The organism is Bacillus sp. GW823-FHT06B01, assembly GCF_058952315.1.
Map to the genome: position 1 here is coordinate 745,810 of NZ_JBXAHR010000003.1, position 18,079 is coordinate 763,888.

The 18,079-nt window shown below is 35.8% G+C and carries 20 protein-coding genes, 1 other RNA gene and 1 riboswitch; of the genes, 17 read left to right on the plus strand and 4 right to left on the minus strand.

Features of this window, described 5'->3' with window-relative positions; translation table 11 throughout:
• Complete coding sequence (locus AC1Q8N_RS17110) at positions 1-519, plus strand: YpoC family protein (protein ID WP_098078650.1); 519 nt, start codon at positions 1-3, stop codon at positions 517-519.
• Between the two features lie 23 nt (positions 520-542).
• Here AC1Q8N_RS17110 and AC1Q8N_RS17115 read toward each other — a convergent pair whose 3' ends face one another.
• The gene (locus tag AC1Q8N_RS17115; RefSeq protein ID WP_098847383.1) at positions 543-3,239 is read right to left on the minus strand and encodes a PBP1A family penicillin-binding protein; all 2,697 of its coding nucleotides are present in this window, start codon (positions 3,237-3,239) and stop codon (positions 543-545) included.
• Between the two features lie 65 nt (positions 3,240-3,304).
• Entirely contained in the window at positions 3,305-3,907 is a 603-nt protein-coding gene (recU, locus tag AC1Q8N_RS17120; RefSeq protein WP_046958934.1) for a Holliday junction resolvase RecU, read from the minus strand.
• A 103-nt stretch (positions 3,908-4,010) separates the two neighbouring features.
• Here recU and AC1Q8N_RS17125 point away from each other — a divergent pair, with 103 nt between their 5' ends.
• The gene (locus AC1Q8N_RS17125) at positions 4,011-5,036 is read left to right on the plus strand and encodes a DUF2515 domain-containing protein (RefSeq protein WP_098078699.1); all 1,026 of its coding nucleotides are present in this window, start codon (positions 4,011-4,013) and stop codon (positions 5,034-5,036) included.
• Positions 5,037-5,192: 156 nt separating this feature from the next.
• On the opposite strand, the gene AC1Q8N_RS17130 is transcribed toward AC1Q8N_RS17125, so the two are convergent.
• Positions 5,193-5,369, minus strand: coding sequence for a hypothetical protein (locus AC1Q8N_RS17130; RefSeq protein ID WP_003304757.1), 177 nt, complete (start codon positions 5,367-5,369; stop codon positions 5,193-5,195).
• A gap of 85 nt (positions 5,370-5,454) precedes the next feature.
• Here AC1Q8N_RS17130 and AC1Q8N_RS17135 point away from each other — a divergent pair, with 85 nt between their 5' ends.
• Both AC1Q8N_RS17135 and AC1Q8N_RS17140 read left to right on the plus strand, forming a co-directional pair.
• Positions 5,455-5,697 (plus strand): hypothetical protein, encoded by a 243-nt coding sequence (locus AC1Q8N_RS17135; RefSeq protein WP_001252041.1) that lies wholly within the window; start codon positions 5,455-5,457, stop codon positions 5,695-5,697.
• Positions 5,698-5,712: 15 nt separating this feature from the next.
• Entirely contained in the window at positions 5,713-6,057 is a 345-nt protein-coding gene (locus tag AC1Q8N_RS17140; RefSeq protein ID WP_000872967.1) for a YppE family protein, read from the plus strand.
• 25 nt (positions 6,058-6,082) lie between these two features.
• Here AC1Q8N_RS17140 and AC1Q8N_RS17145 read toward each other — a convergent pair whose 3' ends face one another.
• Positions 6,083-6,274 carry a YppF family protein gene (locus AC1Q8N_RS17145; protein ID WP_098078645.1) on the minus strand — a complete coding sequence of 64 codons (192 nt, stop codon included), beginning with the start codon at positions 6,272-6,274 and terminating at the stop codon, positions 6,083-6,085.
• Positions 6,275-6,451: 177 nt separating this feature from the next.
• Here AC1Q8N_RS17145 and AC1Q8N_RS17150 point away from each other — a divergent pair, with 177 nt between their 5' ends.
• From AC1Q8N_RS17150 to pbuX, 13 genes are all read left to right on the plus strand, one after another.
• Positions 6,452-7,027, plus strand: a complete 576-nt coding sequence (locus AC1Q8N_RS17150) for a YppG family protein (protein WP_088082998.1) — start codon at positions 6,452-6,454, stop codon at positions 7,025-7,027.
• 155 nt (positions 7,028-7,182) lie between these two features.
• Positions 7,183-7,623 carry a CotD family spore coat protein gene (locus AC1Q8N_RS17155; protein WP_000546280.1) on the plus strand — a complete coding sequence of 147 codons (441 nt, stop codon included), beginning with the start codon at positions 7,183-7,185 and terminating at the stop codon, positions 7,621-7,623.
• A gap of 56 nt (positions 7,624-7,679) precedes the next feature.
• A complete protein-coding gene (locus tag AC1Q8N_RS17160; RefSeq protein WP_048543489.1) occupies positions 7,680-8,234 on the plus strand; it encodes an SLOG family protein in 555 nt (184 codons plus the stop codon).
• A 97-nt stretch (positions 8,235-8,331) separates the two neighbouring features.
• Positions 8,332-8,670, plus strand: coding sequence for a cell division regulator GpsB (gene gpsB, locus AC1Q8N_RS17165; RefSeq protein WP_000622425.1), 339 nt, complete (start codon positions 8,332-8,334; stop codon positions 8,668-8,670).
• Between the two features lie 87 nt (positions 8,671-8,757).
• An RNA gene (rnpB, locus tag AC1Q8N_RS17170) (RNase P RNA component class B) lies at positions 8,758-9,148 on the plus strand.
• Positions 9,149-9,328: 180 nt separating this feature from the next.
• Positions 9,329-10,468, plus strand: coding sequence for a THUMP domain-containing class I SAM-dependent RNA methyltransferase (locus AC1Q8N_RS17175; RefSeq protein WP_000521230.1), 1,140 nt, complete (start codon positions 9,329-9,331; stop codon positions 10,466-10,468).
• Positions 10,469-10,529: 61 nt separating this feature from the next.
• The gene (locus AC1Q8N_RS17180; RefSeq protein ID WP_048543487.1) at positions 10,530-10,712 is read left to right on the plus strand and encodes a DUF3921 family protein; all 183 of its coding nucleotides are present in this window, start codon (positions 10,530-10,532) and stop codon (positions 10,710-10,712) included.
• 138 nt (positions 10,713-10,850) lie between these two features.
• Positions 10,851-12,788, plus strand: coding sequence for an ATP-dependent DNA helicase (locus tag AC1Q8N_RS17185; RefSeq protein WP_098847384.1), 1,938 nt, complete (start codon positions 10,851-10,853; stop codon positions 12,786-12,788).
• A gap of 100 nt (positions 12,789-12,888) precedes the next feature.
• Positions 12,889-14,406, plus strand: a complete 1,518-nt coding sequence (ypwA, locus tag AC1Q8N_RS17190) for a carboxypeptidase (RefSeq protein ID WP_098123415.1) — start codon at positions 12,889-12,891, stop codon at positions 14,404-14,406.
• A gap of 47 nt (positions 14,407-14,453) precedes the next feature.
• Positions 14,454-14,927, plus strand: coding sequence for a GNAT family N-acetyltransferase (locus tag AC1Q8N_RS17195; RefSeq protein ID WP_098047391.1), 474 nt, complete (start codon positions 14,454-14,456; stop codon positions 14,925-14,927).
• A 154-nt stretch (positions 14,928-15,081) separates the two neighbouring features.
• On the plus strand, positions 15,082-15,828 hold the full coding sequence (locus tag AC1Q8N_RS17200) for a type I methionyl aminopeptidase (protein WP_098047392.1): 747 nt from the start codon (positions 15,082-15,084) through the stop codon (positions 15,826-15,828).
• Positions 15,829-15,945: 117 nt separating this feature from the next.
• Positions 15,946-16,047: riboswitch (purine riboswitch) on the plus strand.
• Positions 16,048-16,153: 106 nt separating this feature from the next.
• The gene (locus AC1Q8N_RS17205; protein ID WP_000866483.1) at positions 16,154-16,747 is read left to right on the plus strand and encodes a xanthine phosphoribosyltransferase; all 594 of its coding nucleotides are present in this window, start codon (positions 16,154-16,156) and stop codon (positions 16,745-16,747) included.
• A 3-nt stretch (positions 16,748-16,750) separates the two neighbouring features.
• The gene (gene pbuX, locus AC1Q8N_RS17210) at positions 16,751-18,067 is read left to right on the plus strand and encodes a xanthine permease PbuX (protein ID WP_098144319.1); all 1,317 of its coding nucleotides are present in this window, start codon (positions 16,751-16,753) and stop codon (positions 18,065-18,067) included.
• Positions 18,068-18,079: the final 12 nt, after the last annotated feature.

An 18,079-nucleotide genomic window follows, 5' to 3' on the forward strand; every position in this document is an offset into this window, starting at 1 on the left:
ATGGAGCGAGTTATAGAAATACCGAAAGAATTTCGGTGCTTACCATTTTTTACAGAAAGCGTAACTTCGATTATGTATCATACAGATCAGTCTTTTGAAGAAATAATACAAAATACTTACTTTATATTTGATATTGAAAGACAATATGAGCCGTGGAATGAAATTGAAAATAGTATTCCTGTACTGTTGAATGTATGGAAAAGTAAGCATGAAGACATTGCTACGCTATTTCGAAACAGAAATAAGCAAGAAGCTGAAGGTCCAATGATTCTTTTTGCGGCACATTTGTTATCGATTATATATTGGCTAAATGAGCAACCTGTTCATAGTTTGAATGAAATGGAAGCTTATACGAGTAAATTGGAAGTACAACCAGTTAATTTTATGGAGCGATATTCGTTCATTATAAAGAAACCGAATAATTATCATTCCTATATTCAGTTAGCGCAGTTGTATATTGAAATAGAAAAGCTATATGTTAAGAAAATGATAACAAAAAAGAAGTCCTTTCCTCGTTAAGAGAAAGGACTTCTTTTTTTGTATTAAGACTCTGTTGTGACAACATTTCCGTCTGCGTGAGGTGTATCTCCTCCGGTATTTTGTTGTTGTTCTTGTTGCTTGTGTTGTTCTTCTTCAGCTTTTTTTCTAGCAGCCTCTTCTTCAGCTTTCTTTCTAGCAGCTTCTTCTTCGGCTTTCTTTCTAGCAGCTTCTTCTTCAGCAGCCTTTTTCTGAGCTTCTTCTTGTTGTTTACGTTGTTGTTCTTGTTGTTGCTGTTGCTCTTGTTGTTTACGCTGCTCTTCAGCAGCTTTTTTCTGAGCTTCTTCTTGTTTTAATTTATCTCCATTAGCCTTTTTCTGAGCTTCCTCATCAGCTTTTTTCTTAGCTTCTTCTTCGGCTTTCTTTTTGGCAGCTTCCTCTTCAGTTTTCTTCGCATCTGGAGTTCCGCCAGGCGCAGTGAAGGATGCTCCAACTGCTGGGCTTGTTCCAGTACCTTTTTTCGCTACTACAGAGAAGCTGTAAGTAACGCCAGGTTTAATACCACCAAGAGAAGCTGTCGTACCACTTATTGATAGGCTACCACTTGAACCGTCAGTCGCTTTATAGCTTGCTGCATACGCATCAACTTCTGTTGGTCCAGACCAGTTTAGTGTAACAGTACTAGCGCCATCGAAAGTGACATTAAGACCACTAGGTGCATCTACTTTAATTTGTTTAATTGCATCTTTTTTCGCACCTTTTACGTATAACTCTCCGTTTATTTCTTGTACAGAAGAAGGACGCTCGAAACGGGATTTATCTGTAGCGAATTTGCTCATCATTACTTGGAACATTTGTTGTGCAATTCTAGTATAACGATCACTAATGTAGTTTTCTGGGCCATTTTTTTCGTAACCAGTCCATACTGCCATTGTATATTGCGGTGTATATCCAGCAAACCAACTATCTCTGTTTGCATCAGCTGGAATACCATATTTTTTAAGAACGTCTTCATCAAAGTTTTGTGTTCCTGTTTTACCGGCAACATCAACACCTGAAACGTATGCTGTTGGACCAGTACCGCCAGCACCAGGTTTTACTACGTCACGAAGAACGTCAGTCACCATGTAAGCTGTGTAGTCTTGCATCGCACGTTGTTCTTTCGGTTTAAAACTTTTCTTTTTCCCATCTGGGAAGATAACTTCTTTTACGAAGTGCGGTTTATTGTAGTTCCCACCGTTACCAAAGGCTGCATATGACCCCGCTAATTGTAATGGAGAACTATCGTTACTACCAATTGCTGTTGATTCATATGTTTTGCCGTCTTTAAATGTCATACCTAAACCCTCAGCAAACGCTTGTGACTTAGGAAGACCAACCGCTTGAGCTGTCTTTAAAGCTGGAATGTTTAATGACTTTTTCAAAGCTTCACGTAGTGAAACGTCACCTTTGTAACTATTTGTTGCATTTCGTATTTTTTTACCAGTGGAATACGTATACTCTGAGTCATTTAATTGATGATATGTAGACCATTGTAAATTCTCAATTGCTGGACCGTAGTCGAAAATTGGTTTCATTGTTGAACCAACTTGGCGTTTTAAATCAGTGGCCATATTATGACCTTTGAAAGTAGACTTACTTTCTTTACGCCCAGCTCCAATTGCTCGAACTTCTCCAGATTGTGTATCCATAAATACGAATGATCCTTGGAATTGATCGTTCGGATACTTAATAAGATTGCCATCCATAATTTTTTCAGCATAATCTTGAGCATCTTGGTCAAGTGTTGTATGAATCGTTAAACCATCTGAACCGATATTTATATCGGGATATTCTTTTTCAACTTCTTTTACAACAGCATCTAAAAATGCTTGATACTTCATCTCAGTTACTTCTGAAGCCGGTTGAAGACCCTCAGTTACAGAGATTTTCATTGCGTTATCCATTTCATCTTTTGTTATATAACCATGTCGATTCATTAATGACAATACGACATTACGACGATTTGTTGCTCGTTCAACATTTTCCTTTTTGGTTGGATCATAAATGTTTGGACCTTGGGGTAAACCAGCGAGCATAGCAGCTTCATGTAACTGTAAGTCTTTTAAATCTTTGTTATAATATTTTTGGGCTGCTGTTGCAATACCGTACGAACGGTTACCTAAGTTAATCTTATTTAAGTACATTTCTAAGATCTCATGTTTAGAGTATTGTTGCTCTAATTTGTAAGATAGGTACCATTCTTGTACTTTTCTCTTCGCAGTTTTGTCCATCGTTAGAAAATAGTTTTTGACTACTTGTTGTGTAATCGTACTACCACCTTGAGATCCGAACCCTCCAGTGACATTTTCCATAACTGCTTTTGTAGTTCGTTTAAAATCAATTCCATTATGATCATAGAAACGTGAATCCTCAGTTGCAAGGAATGCACTTTCAACTACCTTTGGAATTTGATCATACGTAACGTGGGTTCGTTTTTCAGCACCGTATTCATAGAAAAAGTTCCCATTCTTATCAAGAAACTTTGTTGATAAAGGATTGACAAGTTTTGATTTGTCTAATTTTGGAGCGTCCTTCACCATAACAAAGAAAGCGGAAACGCTAGCTATAAGACCAACGATACCAAGAAGTAGACAACCTATAAGGAATTTTTTAAAAAAGGAGCCCTTTTTCTTTGGTTTTTTTTCTTTATTTGTTTCTTGCTTTTGATTTTGATTTTTTACATGATTTCGTTCTGTACGAGAACGATAATTATCTGACATTATACTTTCTCCTACCTTTCATTCTCTCCCCAAAAGTCGAAAAAAGAGCCTTAGTGATGACTCTATCACGAAAAATAAACCGTGTCTAGTACACGGATATAATCAATCCGAGGGTGATAACCGCATGATAATAAAGATCCATGCTCTTCTATTTCTTCTTTCGTAATCGATTTCCGTCCACCAGTATTTTGACGATTCCAAAATGCAATAATATGTTTTGCATCTAGTAAATAAAGTTCATCAAAAAGTGTAAATTTAATAATAACAAATGCAATTCCATCATGAACGATTACTTGCTTCATATGTTCAATTTGATGAAGGTGGAAGTTTTGAAGTGGAAAGCTGGTTTTATTTTTTGTTTCTTTCGCTTCAAAATCGATGTATTTCCCTTTGTATACACCGTTGTAATCTGTTGTAGAAGGTTGTTTAAAATACGCTTCTTTTACCACTGCAGCACTTCGAGCGGGGTAATCTACTTTTACAATTTGAAGAGGTGTAGGTTTTTTATGTACACATGCAATATTATGGGTTAAGTAATATTCATTTGTTTCATTCAATTCCTCTTCAAGGGACATACCTCTATTACTATAAGTATGTTTTTTAATTGGTGTTTTATGGGGTTGTGAAGCTTGATTGTACCGTTTTCCGTTTGGGTAACGAATGGTCATAGTGTGTCCACTCCCAACTTGCTAAGAATTACTTACAAAGGTGATTATAACAAAAAATGAAAAAAGATGTGACCTTTTTGAAGAAAGGTATGATGACTTATTTATGTTTACATGGAATGATTATGAGAAAATTAAACAATATCGTAAAAATATGGTTTGTACAGACGAAGAAAAAACAATCGTTTATAACATTAAGAGGCAAATAGAAATGGCTAATATGGACAACATTTCTCGAACACAGTCTTATCAAGAATATTATGTAAGGAACAGTGAAATTAGGTGGGCCTTTTTAGCAAGTATGGTCTCGAGAAATGCGGGATGGAATATGACTGATTTAAAAGGGAGATATTATGCTACTGTTTTACCTCAAACAGTAAAAAAACATTTGTTTCTGACTTATGAAGAAGCGAATTGGATTATTTTTTTAGATGCATTTCCTCAGCTATTGTTATACGAAGAAAGTAAGAGGAGGCAGGTACCACTATTCTATTTGTTACAATATTTTAACGTATCAATTTTTATGGAAAAAGAATGGATTTATTTTTGGGAAAAAAAAGATATAAATAGGCTCATGACAGCGCTTATTATAAATGAGCAAAATAAAATTCAAAAACCAGTTATTGAGAATGTATATTTTAAAAAACATGTATTCCATACTGCACTTTTTAAATTGCAAGAAATGCTTCATATTAGTGCTGTTATTTTTCCGACTGTTGAAGGGAGGATGTATGGTTTTTCAGTTTATCAATTTGAAACGTTACAAAAGCGTATAGAACTAGGGCAGAAATTAGCGGAGTTACTGTTTCATCCGAATTATAAAAGTTTATTCCATAGGTTTGCATTGCAAACTATACACACAGGATCAAGAGCAGATTATGAATATTATGTAAGAGAAGCTAGAAAATCTTGTACGCCAGCCCTTAGAGAAGTTTATCCTGTCGTTGCACATAAGGAAATAAGTATGAGAGATTGGTTTTGTAGAGATATGGAAATAAATGAGTTGTTTCTACTGGAAGAGTATAAGGGTGAAGTTGATATAACAGAATGGTATAAAAGAAAGAGGGAGCAAATCTATGTTGCTTCTATCGTAAATCGTTTTGTTAAAAGGATGGATGAGTTCGTGATATAATAAAAAAGAAGTCCCGTCTTCATAAATGAAGACGGGACTTCTTAATGTAAAGTAATCCTGCCGTGTATGCTAAGAATTTAATCTCAAAACGTAATGAATATAAGAGATTAAGGATGCTCAGAAATTAGCTTTTTGTAAAAGTGCTAAAGTTTCACTTTATGTAGCAGGGAAGTTTGGACCATCTAACTTAGGGTTGCCAGTCTCAGGTTTATTTTGTTTGTTTTGTTTTTTCTTTTTTTCGTTTTTGTTCTTTACCATTTTCATACACCTCCTTTTTGTATTGTTACCATTTCTATAAATGACATACAAAATGATTTCTTTGACGAATAACAACTAGTTTTGTCATGTGAGCAGGAGTGAGGAGTCATTCGGCGAAATTACATGACAAAGGAAAAGCAAAGAAGGGGGCGTTTTGTATATGGCGATGGTTCAGAAGGAAGATGTAATGAAAACAATGGATCAAATGTTAAGTTCTCTCGATTTGCTGGAAATGAATATAGGGATTAGAATGAATCATGCATTGAAGGATACGGGTGAAAAAATATGCAATAAGATAGAAATAACAGAAATGCATATTGAGCATATGGAAAATAAATTAGTGCATCACGAAGAAAAAGGGAATTGGGTGAAGGCATTTCAAAACGTCGTAGTGAGTGCATAATAAGGTGGGAATAAAATGAAGTATGAAGCATTAATACAATCTTCAGAAAAACTCATGCAGTATAATAATGAAGCGAATGTGAAAAAAAGAGAAATGATTGAGTACGATTTTTATAAGGATATGAAACCATTTGTAGATATGGTAGATGAGGAATTAAAAGTGTGGAAAGAATTAGCTTATAAATGGATTAAGGAAGAAAAACCGAAGTATATACATGTACAGCAAATTGATCAAGTGTACGATAATTTACAGACAAATGTGTTGCAATGTTTTGTAAATAAAGGTAAAGGTAAGCGATTCTTTGAAACACATCAAGCCATTTCGTATACTTTGCAAAATATAATTGAGCAATGTAAGTAACAAGAGGGGAAACCCTCTTGTTTTTTTATGCTTCTGTCATTGTTGTAGGTTTTGTTGCACCGTTTATTTCTAATTCTTTTATTAATGTTCGGTAATCTGAAATGCATATTTTTCCTTCGAGATACCACTGTCTCGTAAAGTCTAACAATTCATTTACATTCTCTGTGTAATACCCCTTTTTTTGAGAAAACGCTTGTTTTAAATCCCCTAATACCATGTTGATTCCTCCCCCATGAGAATCTTCTTCTTCACTATCATAGCATGGAAGGGTTTTCTTTTTTAATTTTTTAAAAATTTAAACTTCCGACAAAAATAGACAGATACTCCGCCACACAAATTATTTTACAAGTACATATTATATATGTAGAAACTTATGTGAAGGAGGAGAGAATGCATGTTTCAACAATCTAACGTATATCAGCAATCTAATCCATATGCACAGCAAAATATGTACCAATATAATACGGATACATATTTACGGTATAATATGTATCCTTTCGAGCCTAATTATGGAAATCAAAATTATTACCAGCCATTTGAAGTGTCGTTTATGAATCAACCACAACAACAGCAGCAACCCCATACGAATCAACAACAGCAGCCCTATATGGATCAACAGCAGCAACCCTATACGAATCAACAGCAGCAACCCTATATGGATCAACAGCAGCAACCCTATATGGATCAACAACAGCAACCTTATATGAATTCACAATACTATATGCCACCACCATCTCCCTATGGAAATCAACAAGCGATGTTTTATCCACCAAAACAACCGTACCCGACGCAGAATAAACAAAAACAACAACAGCAACCGAGTCAATTTTCTAGTTTTGTTTCCCAATTTAAAAACTCAGATGGTAACTATGATGTAAATAAAATGATGAATACAGCTGGACAAATGATGAATGCGATGAACCAAGTGACAGGTATTGTAAAGCAAGTTGGAGGTTTTTTTGGTAAGTAATCTTGGGGGTTGTCTATAAAAAGCATTACGTATAAAGCAGAAGGCTAGACAAATTTCCTTGTAATAAATGGGTATATATAACAAACGGCTTTCTCTCTTTTCTCATATTGTAAAGTGTAGTCAGATTTTTTTAACGAGAGAGGAGAGAAAAAACTATGCATCATTGTCATCCTTGTTTTGGAGGGCATAAGCCTGTAGGACCTATTTGTACAACTGCTCCTGTCATTCATCCGACGAAACAATGCGTAACACATTCTTTTTCAACAACGGTGGTGCCACACATTTTCCCAACGCATACAACACATGTTCATCATCAACAAATTAAAAACCAAAACTTCTTCCCACAAACAAACTCGAATGTAAATGTTGTAGACCCGATCGATCCAGGGTTCGGCGGCGGATGTGGACCATGTGGTCATGGACATCATGGACATCATGGACATCACGTATCACCATTTGGACCAGGACCAAATGTATCACCATTCGGACCAAACGTATCACCATTCGGACCAAACGTATCACCATTTTTACCAAACAATGTATCACCAGTAGGTCCGAATATTGGACCAAACGTTGGTGGAATATTTAAAAAGTAAATGATATGTTAGAACTAGCGAAATGCTAGTTCTTTTTTTGTAATTGGAGTGTTGATATGAAAGTTATTGCTGTAACGGGATATAAGCCATTTGAACTTGGTATATTTAAAAATGATCATCCAGGGGTGGAATGTATAAAAAAAGCATTGCATCGAAAATTAACTACTTTTGTAGAAGAAGGTTTGGAATGGGTGATAATAAGTGGGCAGTTAGGAGTCGAATTATGGGCTGCTGAAGTTGTTTTTGAAATTCAAGTAGAATATCCAAATCTAAAATTAGCGGTATTTACTCCGTTTTTAGAACAAGAAGAAAGCTGGAAGGAAGATAACCGTGAATATTACGAATGTATTCTCTCTCAAGCAGACCATATTGATAGTATTACGAAACGGAAGTACGAAAGCCCGGAACAATTTAAATTAAAAAATCAATTTTTTATTGAAAAAAGTGATGCACTTTTAGCTGTATATGATGAAGAAAAACCAGGGAGTCCCAAATATATTGTAGAAGCAGCAAAGAAAAAAGGAGAAATAGAAAATTATCACAGTTATTTTATTCTTTTTTCTGATTTACAAGATATAATAGAAGAGGAACAGTGGAATAATGCTGAGTAATATGTAATATAGTACTCGTATATATGATTGACAAAAGGCATTGTTTCTGAAAAAATTTAGGTAATGAAAGTTTTGGCAAAAATTTGAGGTGAAGAAAATGATTTCGGATAAAATTAAATTAACGGCGAAAGATATTTTAGAAAAAGAATTTAAAACAGGCATGAGAGGCTATCAACAAGAAGAAGTAGACAAGTTTCTTGATATGATCATTAAAGACTATGAAGCTTTCCACAAGGAGTTTGATCAATTAAAGCAACAAAATGCTCGTTTAAAGCGTGAATTAGAGGAACAAAAATTAGTAGCAACGCAAGTGCCACAACAACCAGTTGTACAAACACCAGTTGCACAACCTGTATATAACAACACGAATACGGACATTTTAAAACGTCTATCTAATTTAGAAAAAGCTGTATTTGGAAGTAAGTTATACGAATAATTTCTAGTGGTAAAAAGGTTAAAGCATTTTACATAGAAAAAAACATTGCAAAATCTTTTTGTTTCCACTATACTAATGGATGTCATAACGTTTGGGTAATCGCTGCAACGCTAACGTTGTAGAGGAAAGTCCATGCTCGCACGGCCTGAGATGGCTGTAGTGTTCGTGCCTAGCCAATTCATAAGCTAGGGTATTCTGGCTGTAAGGCTGGTTTAACGGCAGGGAAAAAACCTAAGTCCTTTCGGATATGGTTTGACTACCTTTAAAGTGCCACAGTGACGAAGTCCTTGAAGAAATGATAGGAGTGGAACGAGGTAAACCCCACGAGCGAGAAACCCAAATAATGGTAGGGGAATCTTTTCCAAGGAAATGAACGATGGGAAAGGACAGGTTGTATAACCTGTAGATAGATGATTGCCACCGGAGTACGAGGCGTGGGCCGTTTGCAGTACAAAGGAACAGAACATGGCTTACAGAACGTTATGAACCAACTATGAAATAACTCAGCTCTCCTTTGTTAGAGGAGGGCTTTTTATTTGTATGAAGTTATAAATTATGAGTTAAAATGGTTAATGAGAAAATTCTTCGTAAAATGTAATGATTAATAGGACAAATTGCTATTAATTATTGTTTAACTATACATAAGAGGTGAATGCAAATGGGAAAAGTTACTTTAATTGCAACAGCGGCAATGGGTATTGAAGCGTTAGTTGCCCGAGAAGTTCGTGATCTTGGTTATGAATGCCAAGTGGAAAACAGCAAAGTAACATTTGAAGCAGATGAAAAGGCGATTTGTCGCACGAACTTATGGTTACGTACTGCGGACCGTGTGAAAATTAAAGTTGGCGAATTCAAAGCGACAACATTTGATGAGCTGTTTGAAAAGACGAAAGCATTAAACTGGGGAGATTATATTCCAGAGAATGGGGAATTCCCTGTAATTGGTAAATCGTTAAAATCTGAGTTGTTCAGTGTTTCAGATTGCCAACGTATCGTTAAAAAAGCTGTCGTTGAAAAATTAAAAACAACATATAAACGTACAACTTGGTTTGAAGAAGATGGTCCGTTATTCCGTATCGAGATCGCAATGCTCAAGGATATTGCAACATTAACAATTGATGCAAGTGGTGTTGGACTTCATAAACGTGGATACCGTATGGATCAAGGGGAAGCCCCATTAAAAGAAACATTGGCTGCGTCTTTAATTAAGTTAACAAACTGGAAGCCGGATCGTCCTTTCGTGGATCCTTTCTGTGGATCAGGTACAATTCCGATTGAAGCAGCATTAATTGGACAAAATATTGCACCAGGATTTAACCGTGGCTTCGCATCAGATGAGTGGGGCTGGGTTGGTAAACAAAACTGGCGTGAAGCTCGTCAAGAAGCTGAAGATTTAGCGAATTATAATCAACCACTACAAATCATTGGGTCAGATATTGATCATCGTATGATCCGAGTTGCTCAAGATAATGCAGAAGAAGTGGGCTTAAGTGATTTAATTACATTTAAACAAATGCAAGTAAAAGATTTCACGACAAAAGAGGATTATGGCTATGTTGTAACGAATCCTCCATACGGAGAACGTTTAAGTGAAAAAGCACTCGTTGAACAATTGTACAAAGAAATGGGACAAGTATTCCGCCCATTAGATACATGGTCAGCGTATGTATTAACAAGCTACGAAGCATTTGAAAAGTGTTATGGAAAAGATGCATCGAAGAAACGTAAACTGTTTAATGGGTTTATCCGTACAGATTACTACCAATACTTCGGAAAACGTCCACCGCGTAATTCATAGTATAAAACTCCTCCAGCGCGCATATACTGGCTATTATGTAATGCGTAAAGGAGGACGTGATATGGATAGTTTCCAATTATCTATGATTCAAAAAGCTATTCATCGTACGTATGATGAGATCGGGAAAGAAGTGGATAGCCAAGGTACGATTGTAGAGGAAATACAAAAAGCACAAGAAGAATATTTGTCAGCTCTTTCACACGAAACAGCGATTGATAAACGGTATTTAAAGTCATTAATATAGAAAAAAATTTTCCTTTTTCGAAAGGAAAATTTTTTTTCGTGTATTTCTATGTATGGCAACAGGGGAAAGTGGCTGCACACATATGAGTAGCAGTTGCTATATCTTTTTATAGAAAAACTTTTTGGTTGGAGGCTAAGGATGTTTACTGAGAAGAGATTACCATTTGAAGTAGGAAAACAAGATAATTTTTATGATAAGTTGAATGAATGGATTGGAGATGTGTTTTACGATATCCTTCCGGAAAAAGGCTTTGAAGAGCGTGATGAACAAATTTTTATGGCGTTTCAATTAGAGCGTGCTTTCCAAGAAAAGAAAGTAATGTTCGCAGAAGCGGGTGTAGGAACAGGGAAAACAATTGTATATCTTCTATATGCAATTTGCTATGCGCGTTATACTGGAAAACCAGCTATTATCGCTTGTGCTGATGAAACGTTAATTGAGCAGCTTGTGAAAGAAGAAGGAGACATTGCTAAGTTATCTGAAGCATTAGGACTATCTGTTGATGTTAGACTTGCGAAATCAATGGATAATTATTTATGTTTACGTAAACTTGAAGATGTTATGAGTGGACGAGCTCCAGAAGTAATTGAAGATGTATACTACGAATTACCACAGTTTGTATTCGATCATGGTACGATGCAAAACTTTACTCACTACGGCGACAGAAAAGAATTTCCGCTTTTAAATGATGAGGAATGGTCAAAAGTAAATTGGGATTACTTCCAAGATTGCTTCACTTGTGATTCTCGTCATCGTTGTGGTCAAACTCTTTCTCGTGAACATTATCGTAAAGCGGCAGATTTAATTATTTGTTCTCAAGATTTCTACATGGATCATATTTGGACGTACGATGCTCGTAAACGTGAAGGGCAAATTCCGTTATTACCTGAAAGTAGCTGCGTTGTATTCGATGAAGGACATCTTGTAGAATATGCAGCTCAAAAAGCTTTAACATATCGTTTAAAGCAAACGATGATGGAGCAACTTTTAACAAGATTGTTGCAAAATGATATTCGTGAAGAGTTTGCACATTTAGTAGAAGAAACAATTTGGCAAACAGAGCGATTCTTTGATGTGTTACAAGAAAATAAAAAGGAAATCGCCGGTTCTGATCGTTTAGAAATTACTGTGACAGAAAGAGTAACAGCTGAAGCGAATAGACTTTATGCGAAAATTGGTGAAGTCGGTGATGCATTAGTATTTGAAAGTGAAATGCATACAGTAAACACGTATGATTTAAATATCGTTGATGAACATTTAGATGTATTAGAACATTCACTTCGTCTGTTCATGCACGAGAAAAATGTAATTACATGGGGTGAAGAAGGTGATGGAGCCTTCACGTTAGTGATTATGCCACGTGCAGTTGAAGAAGTATTACAAGAGAAAGTATTCTCGAAGAAAATCCCGTATATTTTCTCTTCTGCTACATTATCTAACAACGATTCATTCGCATTTACAGCAAATAGCCTAGGGGTAAAAGATTACTTATCATTCTCAGTTGCCTCACCGTTTGATTATGAGGAGCAAATGGCAGTAAACTTACTATCGCATACGAAAGAGAACGAATGGGAAAGAAAGTGTCAATATACACTTGAAAATATACAGAAAACAAATGGACGTACACTTGTATTATTCCGTACAACACAAGAACTTGCAGCGTTTAAAGAATATGTAAGTAAAGAACAAATGTCCGTTCCGTTCCTATATGAAGGGGATCAAGAAATTAGTCAGCTCGTTTCTCGTTTCCAAAATGAAGAAGAGACTGTACTTTGTGCTGTTCATTTATGGGAAGGTTTAGATATTCCAGGTTCATCATTATCGCATGTTATTATTTGGTCATTACCATTCCCTCCAAACGATCCTGTGTTTGAAGCGAAGCGTAAACATGTAAATAATCCATTCTGGGATGTAGATGTACCGTATATGATTTTACGTCTTCGTCAAGGGATTGGACGTTTAATTCGTACGAGCGACGATAAAGGGGCTATATCAATCTTCTTATCTGATACAGAAGATGAGAAAGTGATAGAAGCGGTGAAAAACGTACTACCAGTAGAAGGTAAAGAATTATAAGGAGAAAGCTTGGCGCTTGCCAAGCTTTTTTTCTATTATAAAAGGAATTTAGGTTTCCATGTCGAATTAAGTTTGAGGTAGAAAAGGGAGGTTTTATACGATGACAGTAGCTACATATGAAGTAGAAAAACAATTTTTAACATATGTGAAGAAGATACAAAATTACGGTGAAGCATTAAGCTTAATGTTTTGGGACTTAAGAACAGGTGCGCCTAAAAAAGGTGTAGACCAGCGTTCAGAAGTAATTGGTATGCTTTCATCAGAAGTGTTTGTCATGTCGACTTCAGATGAGATGGGAAATTATTTAACAGAGCTTGAAGCTTTAATAAGTGAAAATAAACTTTCTGAAACGACGAAAAAAATGGTTGAAGAGTGTCGTAAAGAATATGATAGAAATAAGAAAATTCCACAAGCGGAATACGAGGCGTATGTGAAATTAGAAGCGAAAGCGGAAAGTGTGTGGGAAGAAGCTCGGGAAAAATCTGATTTTGAAATGTTCCGTCCGTATTTAGAACAAATAGTTGAATTTAAAAAGAAATTCATTACATATTGGGGTTACGAAACATATAAATATAATACATTGTTAGATATGTATGAGCCAGGTATTACAGTAGAAGTGTTAGATCACGTATTTGGTCAACTTCGTGAGCGTATCGTTCCGCTCGTAAAAGAAATATCGGAGTCACAAAAGAGATTAAAGACAAGTGCTTTATCAGAACATTTTTCAAAAGAAAAACAAAAGAACTTTACATTAGAGTTATTAAAGCAATTGAATTATGACTTTGAAGCAGGTCGTCTTGATGAAACGGTACATCCATTTGAGATTACATTAAATAGAGGGGACGTTCGTATTACAACACGTTATGATGAAAAAGATTTCCGTATGGCAGTGTTTGGAACAATTCATGAATGTGGCCATGCTGTATATGAACAAAATATTGCAGAGAAATTCGAAGGTACACCGCTATGTAGTGGAACTTCTATGGGTATTCATGAGTCACAATCATTATTCTTTGAGAACTTTATCGGTCGTAATAAATCATTCTGGAAGAAAAATTATGATTTATTAAAAGAGTATAGCGATGGTCAATTCAATGATATATCAGTAGATGAGTTTTATGATGCGATTAATGAATCGAAGCCATCGTTCATTCGTATAGAAGCAGATGAGCTTACATATCCGCTTCACGTCATGGTTCGTTATGAACTTGAGAAAGAATTATTTGATGGTACATTACAAGTGAAGGATTTGCCATCGGCTTGGAATGATAAGATGGAAGCATATTTAGGAATTCGTCCGGAAAGCGATGCACAAGGTGTATTGCAAGATGTTCACTGGGCTGGTGGTTCATTTGGATACTTCCCATCTTATGCGCTTGGTTATATGTATGCAGCGCAATTTAAGCAAAGAATGTTAAAAGACATTCCGAACTTTGATGCATTATTAGAAGAAGGAAACGTAACACCAATTCGTGAATGGTTAACAGAAAATATTCACCAATACGGTAAAACGAAAAAGCCACTTGAAATTTTAGAAGATGTGACAGGTGAAGGATTAAATGCAAACTACTTAGCAGATTATTTAGAAGCGAAGTATAAAGAAATCTATGAGTTATAAAAAAGAGCTGCTTAATTGCAGCTCTTTTTTTCAAGGGGGATAGAAGAATGGCTTATACATATACAGTAATGACGCAAGAAGAAGCAGAAGAAATTGCATATAACTGGCATTATGAAGGGAGGTATTCCTTTTACGATATAGGTGCAGATGAAGAAGATTTAGCTGAGTTTTTACATGATGAGAGTAGAGGAAATCATACATTTTCTGTGAAGGAAAACGGCACTCTCATTGGTTTTTTTACTGTTTGTAAAATAAATGATGGAACGGTTGATATAGGTCTTGGAATGAGACCTGATATAACTGGAAATGGATTTGGTTTACAGTTCGTAAACGCTGGACTAGCTTTTAGTAAAGAAAAATATGGTTGCAATTATATAACACTATCAGTAGCGACATGTAATGAGAGAGCGATTAAAGTGTATAAAAGAGCAGGATTTGAAGTTGTTGGAACGTTTATACAGAAAACAAATGGTAGTTGTTTTGAGTTTTTGAAAATGAATTATATATGTAAAAATGATTAAGAAACAGAGGGGATCTTCTGTTTCTTTATTTTGATTTAGAAGTATAGGATACATATTTTTGTACTTGTTGTAATTGAGAGTTTTGAAATTTTGACAGAGGATGTGTATGATTGAACTTTAGTAGCAAATAGCAGGTTTAGCAAGGAGAGGTAGAATGATTACAATTAAAACGAAAAATGAAATAGATTTGATGCATGAATCTGGGAAATTACTTGCTTCATGTCATAGGGAAATTGCCAAAATGATGAAACCAGGTATTACGACAAAAGAAATTGATACGTTTGTTGAAGCTTATTTAGAAAAGCATGGTGCAACATCTCAGCAGAAAGGTTACAACGGGTATCCATATGCGATATGTGCATCTGTAAATGCTGAAATGTGCCATGGGTTTCCCGCCGCTGTTCCTTTAACTGAGGGAGATATTGTAACAATTGACATGGTAGTAAACTTAAATGGTGGTCTTTCAGATTCTGCTTGGACGTATAGAATTGGAAATGTTTCTGATGAAGCAGAAAAGTTATTGTTAGTAGCTGAGAATGCTTTATATAAAGGGATTGATCAGGCGGTAATCGGTAATCATGTAGGAGACATTGGCTATGCAATTGAAAGTTATGTAGCTACTGAAGGTTTTTCGGTTGCAAGAGATTTTACGGGGCACGGGATTGGTAAAGAGATTCATGAAGAACCAGCAATTTTTCATTTTGGAAAGTCAGGACAAGGGCCTGAGTTACAAGAAGGGATGGTTATTACAATTGAACCGATTGTAAATATAGGTATGCGATATTCTAAAGTAGATTTAAATGGATGGACTGCGAGAACGATGGATGGGAAATTATCAGCTCAATATGAGCATACAATTGCGATTACAAAAGATGGGCCGATTATTTTAACGACGCTTTGAAATATTATGTAAGAGTTTACAAAACTCGAACGAAAACAGTTCTTTTTAAAATTTTGTACGTGTTTTTTTCGATAAATGCTTTTCAAAGTATAAAAAGTGCGTTATAATCCTTCTATAAAATAAATAGTTAGCTACACTCATATAATCGCGGGGATATGGCCTGCAAGTTTCTACCGAAGTACCGTAAATACTTTGACTATGAGTGAGGACGAATATATTTGCTTGTTTAGCATTCTTTTTTGCGAAACTCCAAAAGCGCGTCTCTCACTTGTAACGAGTGGTGGCGGCTTTTGGAGTTTTTTATTGCATAAGAGGGGGAACAAACATGAAAGTATTACAAGAAAAGATTTTGAACGAAGGAAAGGTTTTATCTGGTGACGTATTAAAGGTAGATGCATTTTTGAATCATCAAATTGACCCAGTACTTATGCAAGAGATTGGAAAAGAATTTGCTAAACGTTTCAAAGAAGAGAACATTACAAAAATCGTAACGATTGAATCTTCAGGCATTGCACCAGCAGTTATGGCTGCATTAGAGCTTGGTGTAAAAGTAATCTTTGCAAGAAAACGTAAATCGTTAACGTTACAAGATAATATGTACGTTGCAAACGTATATTCATTTACGAAACAAGAAACGAATGAAATTTCATTATCTCGAAATCATATCGATGAAAATGACCGTGTTTTAATTATTGATGACTTTTTAGCAAACGGTCAGGCTGCTTTAGGTTTAATGAGTTTAGTAGAGCAAGCTGGAGCAAGTATTGCAGGAATTGGTATTGTTATTGAAAAAGCATTCCAAGATGGAGGAAAGAAGCTTCGTGAACAAGGAGTTCGTGTTGAGTCACTAGCAGAAATTGCATCACTTGATAACGGAACAGTTACATTTGTACAGCAAGAAACTGCGGAGGTGAAATAAACGATGAAGCAACATCCATTTAAAATCGCATCGCTTGGTATGCAGCATATGCTTGCTATGTATGCTGGAGCAATTATTGTTCCGCTTATTGTGGGCGGCGGACTTGGTTTAAATCAAAAAGAGTTAACATACTTAGTCTCAATTGATTTATTAATGTGCGGCGTTGCGACAATTTTACAAGCATTATCAAATCGTTTTTTCGGTATTGGACTTCCAGTTGTACTTGGTTGTACATTTACAGCGGTTGGCCCAATGATTGCAATCGGGAAACAATACGGCGTGTCTTCTATTTATGGAGCAATTATTGCTGCCGGGTTATTCGTTGTTATTTTTGCGAAATTATTTGGAAAGCTTGTAAGACTGTTTCCACCTGTTGTAACAGGATCTGTCGTTACCGTAATTGGAGTTACACTTGTTCCAGCAGCGATTAATGATATGGCTGGAGGAGTAGGAAGTAAGGATTTTGGTAGTCTTGAAAATTTAGCGTTAGCATTTGGTGTATTACTATTTATCATCATTATGTATCGTTTCTTTGATGGATTTATTCGTTCAATCTCTATTTTACTTGGCCTATTGTTCGGTACAATTGTCGCAGCATTTATGGGGAAAGTAAGTTTGCAAGCGGTTGGAGAAGCGGATTGGTTCCATGGTATTCAGCCGTTTTACTTCGGTACACCAACATTTGAATTAACGCCAATTATTACGATGATTTTAGTTGCTTGCGTAGGGATTGTAGAAGCAACAGGTGTTTACTTTGCATTATCTGATATTTGCAATAAAAAGATTGGTGAAAAAGAATTAACAAAAGGTTATCGCGCAGAAGGATTAGCGATGGTGTTAGGTGGTATTTTTAACGCATTCCCATATACAACATACTCTCAAAACGTAGGACTTGTTCAATTAACTGGAGTAAGAAATCGCGTTATTATTTATACTTGTGGTGGTATGTTAATCGTTCTTGGGTTTATTCCAAAAATCGCAGCTATTACAACAATCATTCCGAAATCCGTACTTGGCGGGGCGATGTTAGCAATGTTCGGTATGGTAATGGCATATGGCATTAAAATGTTAAGTAGTGTTGATTTTGGTAAACAAGAAAACTTATTAATCGTTGCATGTTCTGTTGGAATTGGGCTTGGGGTTACAGTTGTTCCGACATTATTCTCACAACTTCCTGAAAACATTCGTATTTTAACAGATAACGGAATTGTACTTGGAAGTGTGTCAGCAGTACTATTAAATATCGTATTTAATATGGTGCCGCAGCGTAAAGTGAAAGAAGAGCCAGTGTCTATGCAAAGTGCAGTAAGAGAAGCGTAAAAAAGCAAGGTC

What these genes read in the sequence shown, in the direction of transcription:
- AC1Q8N_RS17110 (WP_098078650.1), top strand. Translation starts at nt 1, where the DNA reads ATGGAGCGAGTTATAGAAATACCGAAAGAATTTCGGTGCTTACCATTT.
- AC1Q8N_RS17115 (WP_098847383.1), bottom strand. Translation starts at nt 3,239, where the DNA reads ATGTCAGATAATTATCGTTCTCGTACAGAACGAAATCATGTAAAAAAT.
- recU (WP_046958934.1), bottom strand. Translation starts at nt 3,907, where the DNA reads ATGACCATTCGTTACCCAAACGGAAAACGGTACAATCAAGCTTCACAA.
- AC1Q8N_RS17125 (WP_098078699.1), top strand. Translation starts at nt 4,011, where the DNA reads ATGTTTACATGGAATGATTATGAGAAAATTAAACAATATCGTAAAAAT.
- AC1Q8N_RS17135 (WP_001252041.1), top strand. Translation starts at nt 5,455, where the DNA reads ATGGCGATGGTTCAGAAGGAAGATGTAATGAAAACAATGGATCAAATG.
- AC1Q8N_RS17140 (WP_000872967.1), top strand. Translation starts at nt 5,713, where the DNA reads ATGAAGTATGAAGCATTAATACAATCTTCAGAAAAACTCATGCAGTAT.
- AC1Q8N_RS17145 (WP_098078645.1), bottom strand. Translation starts at nt 6,274, where the DNA reads ATGGTATTAGGGGATTTAAAACAAGCGTTTTCTCAAAAAAAGGGGTAT.
- AC1Q8N_RS17150 (WP_088082998.1), top strand. Translation starts at nt 6,452, where the DNA reads ATGTTTCAACAATCTAACGTATATCAGCAATCTAATCCATATGCACAG.
- AC1Q8N_RS17155 (WP_000546280.1), top strand. Translation starts at nt 7,183, where the DNA reads ATGCATCATTGTCATCCTTGTTTTGGAGGGCATAAGCCTGTAGGACCT.
- AC1Q8N_RS17160 (WP_048543489.1), top strand. Translation starts at nt 7,680, where the DNA reads ATGAAAGTTATTGCTGTAACGGGATATAAGCCATTTGAACTTGGTATA.
- gpsB (WP_000622425.1), top strand. Translation starts at nt 8,332, where the DNA reads ATGATTTCGGATAAAATTAAATTAACGGCGAAAGATATTTTAGAAAAA.
- AC1Q8N_RS17175 (WP_000521230.1), top strand. Translation starts at nt 9,329, where the DNA reads ATGGGAAAAGTTACTTTAATTGCAACAGCGGCAATGGGTATTGAAGCG.
- AC1Q8N_RS17180 (WP_048543487.1), top strand. Translation starts at nt 10,530, where the DNA reads ATGGATAGTTTCCAATTATCTATGATTCAAAAAGCTATTCATCGTACG.
- AC1Q8N_RS17185 (WP_098847384.1), top strand. Translation starts at nt 10,851, where the DNA reads ATGTTTACTGAGAAGAGATTACCATTTGAAGTAGGAAAACAAGATAAT.
- ypwA (WP_098123415.1), top strand. Translation starts at nt 12,889, where the DNA reads ATGACAGTAGCTACATATGAAGTAGAAAAACAATTTTTAACATATGTG.
- AC1Q8N_RS17195 (WP_098047391.1), top strand. Translation starts at nt 14,454, where the DNA reads ATGGCTTATACATATACAGTAATGACGCAAGAAGAAGCAGAAGAAATT.
- AC1Q8N_RS17200 (WP_098047392.1), top strand. Translation starts at nt 15,082, where the DNA reads ATGATTACAATTAAAACGAAAAATGAAATAGATTTGATGCATGAATCT.
- AC1Q8N_RS17205 (WP_000866483.1), top strand. Translation starts at nt 16,154, where the DNA reads ATGAAAGTATTACAAGAAAAGATTTTGAACGAAGGAAAGGTTTTATCT.
- pbuX (WP_098144319.1), top strand. Translation starts at nt 16,751, where the DNA reads ATGAAGCAACATCCATTTAAAATCGCATCGCTTGGTATGCAGCATATG.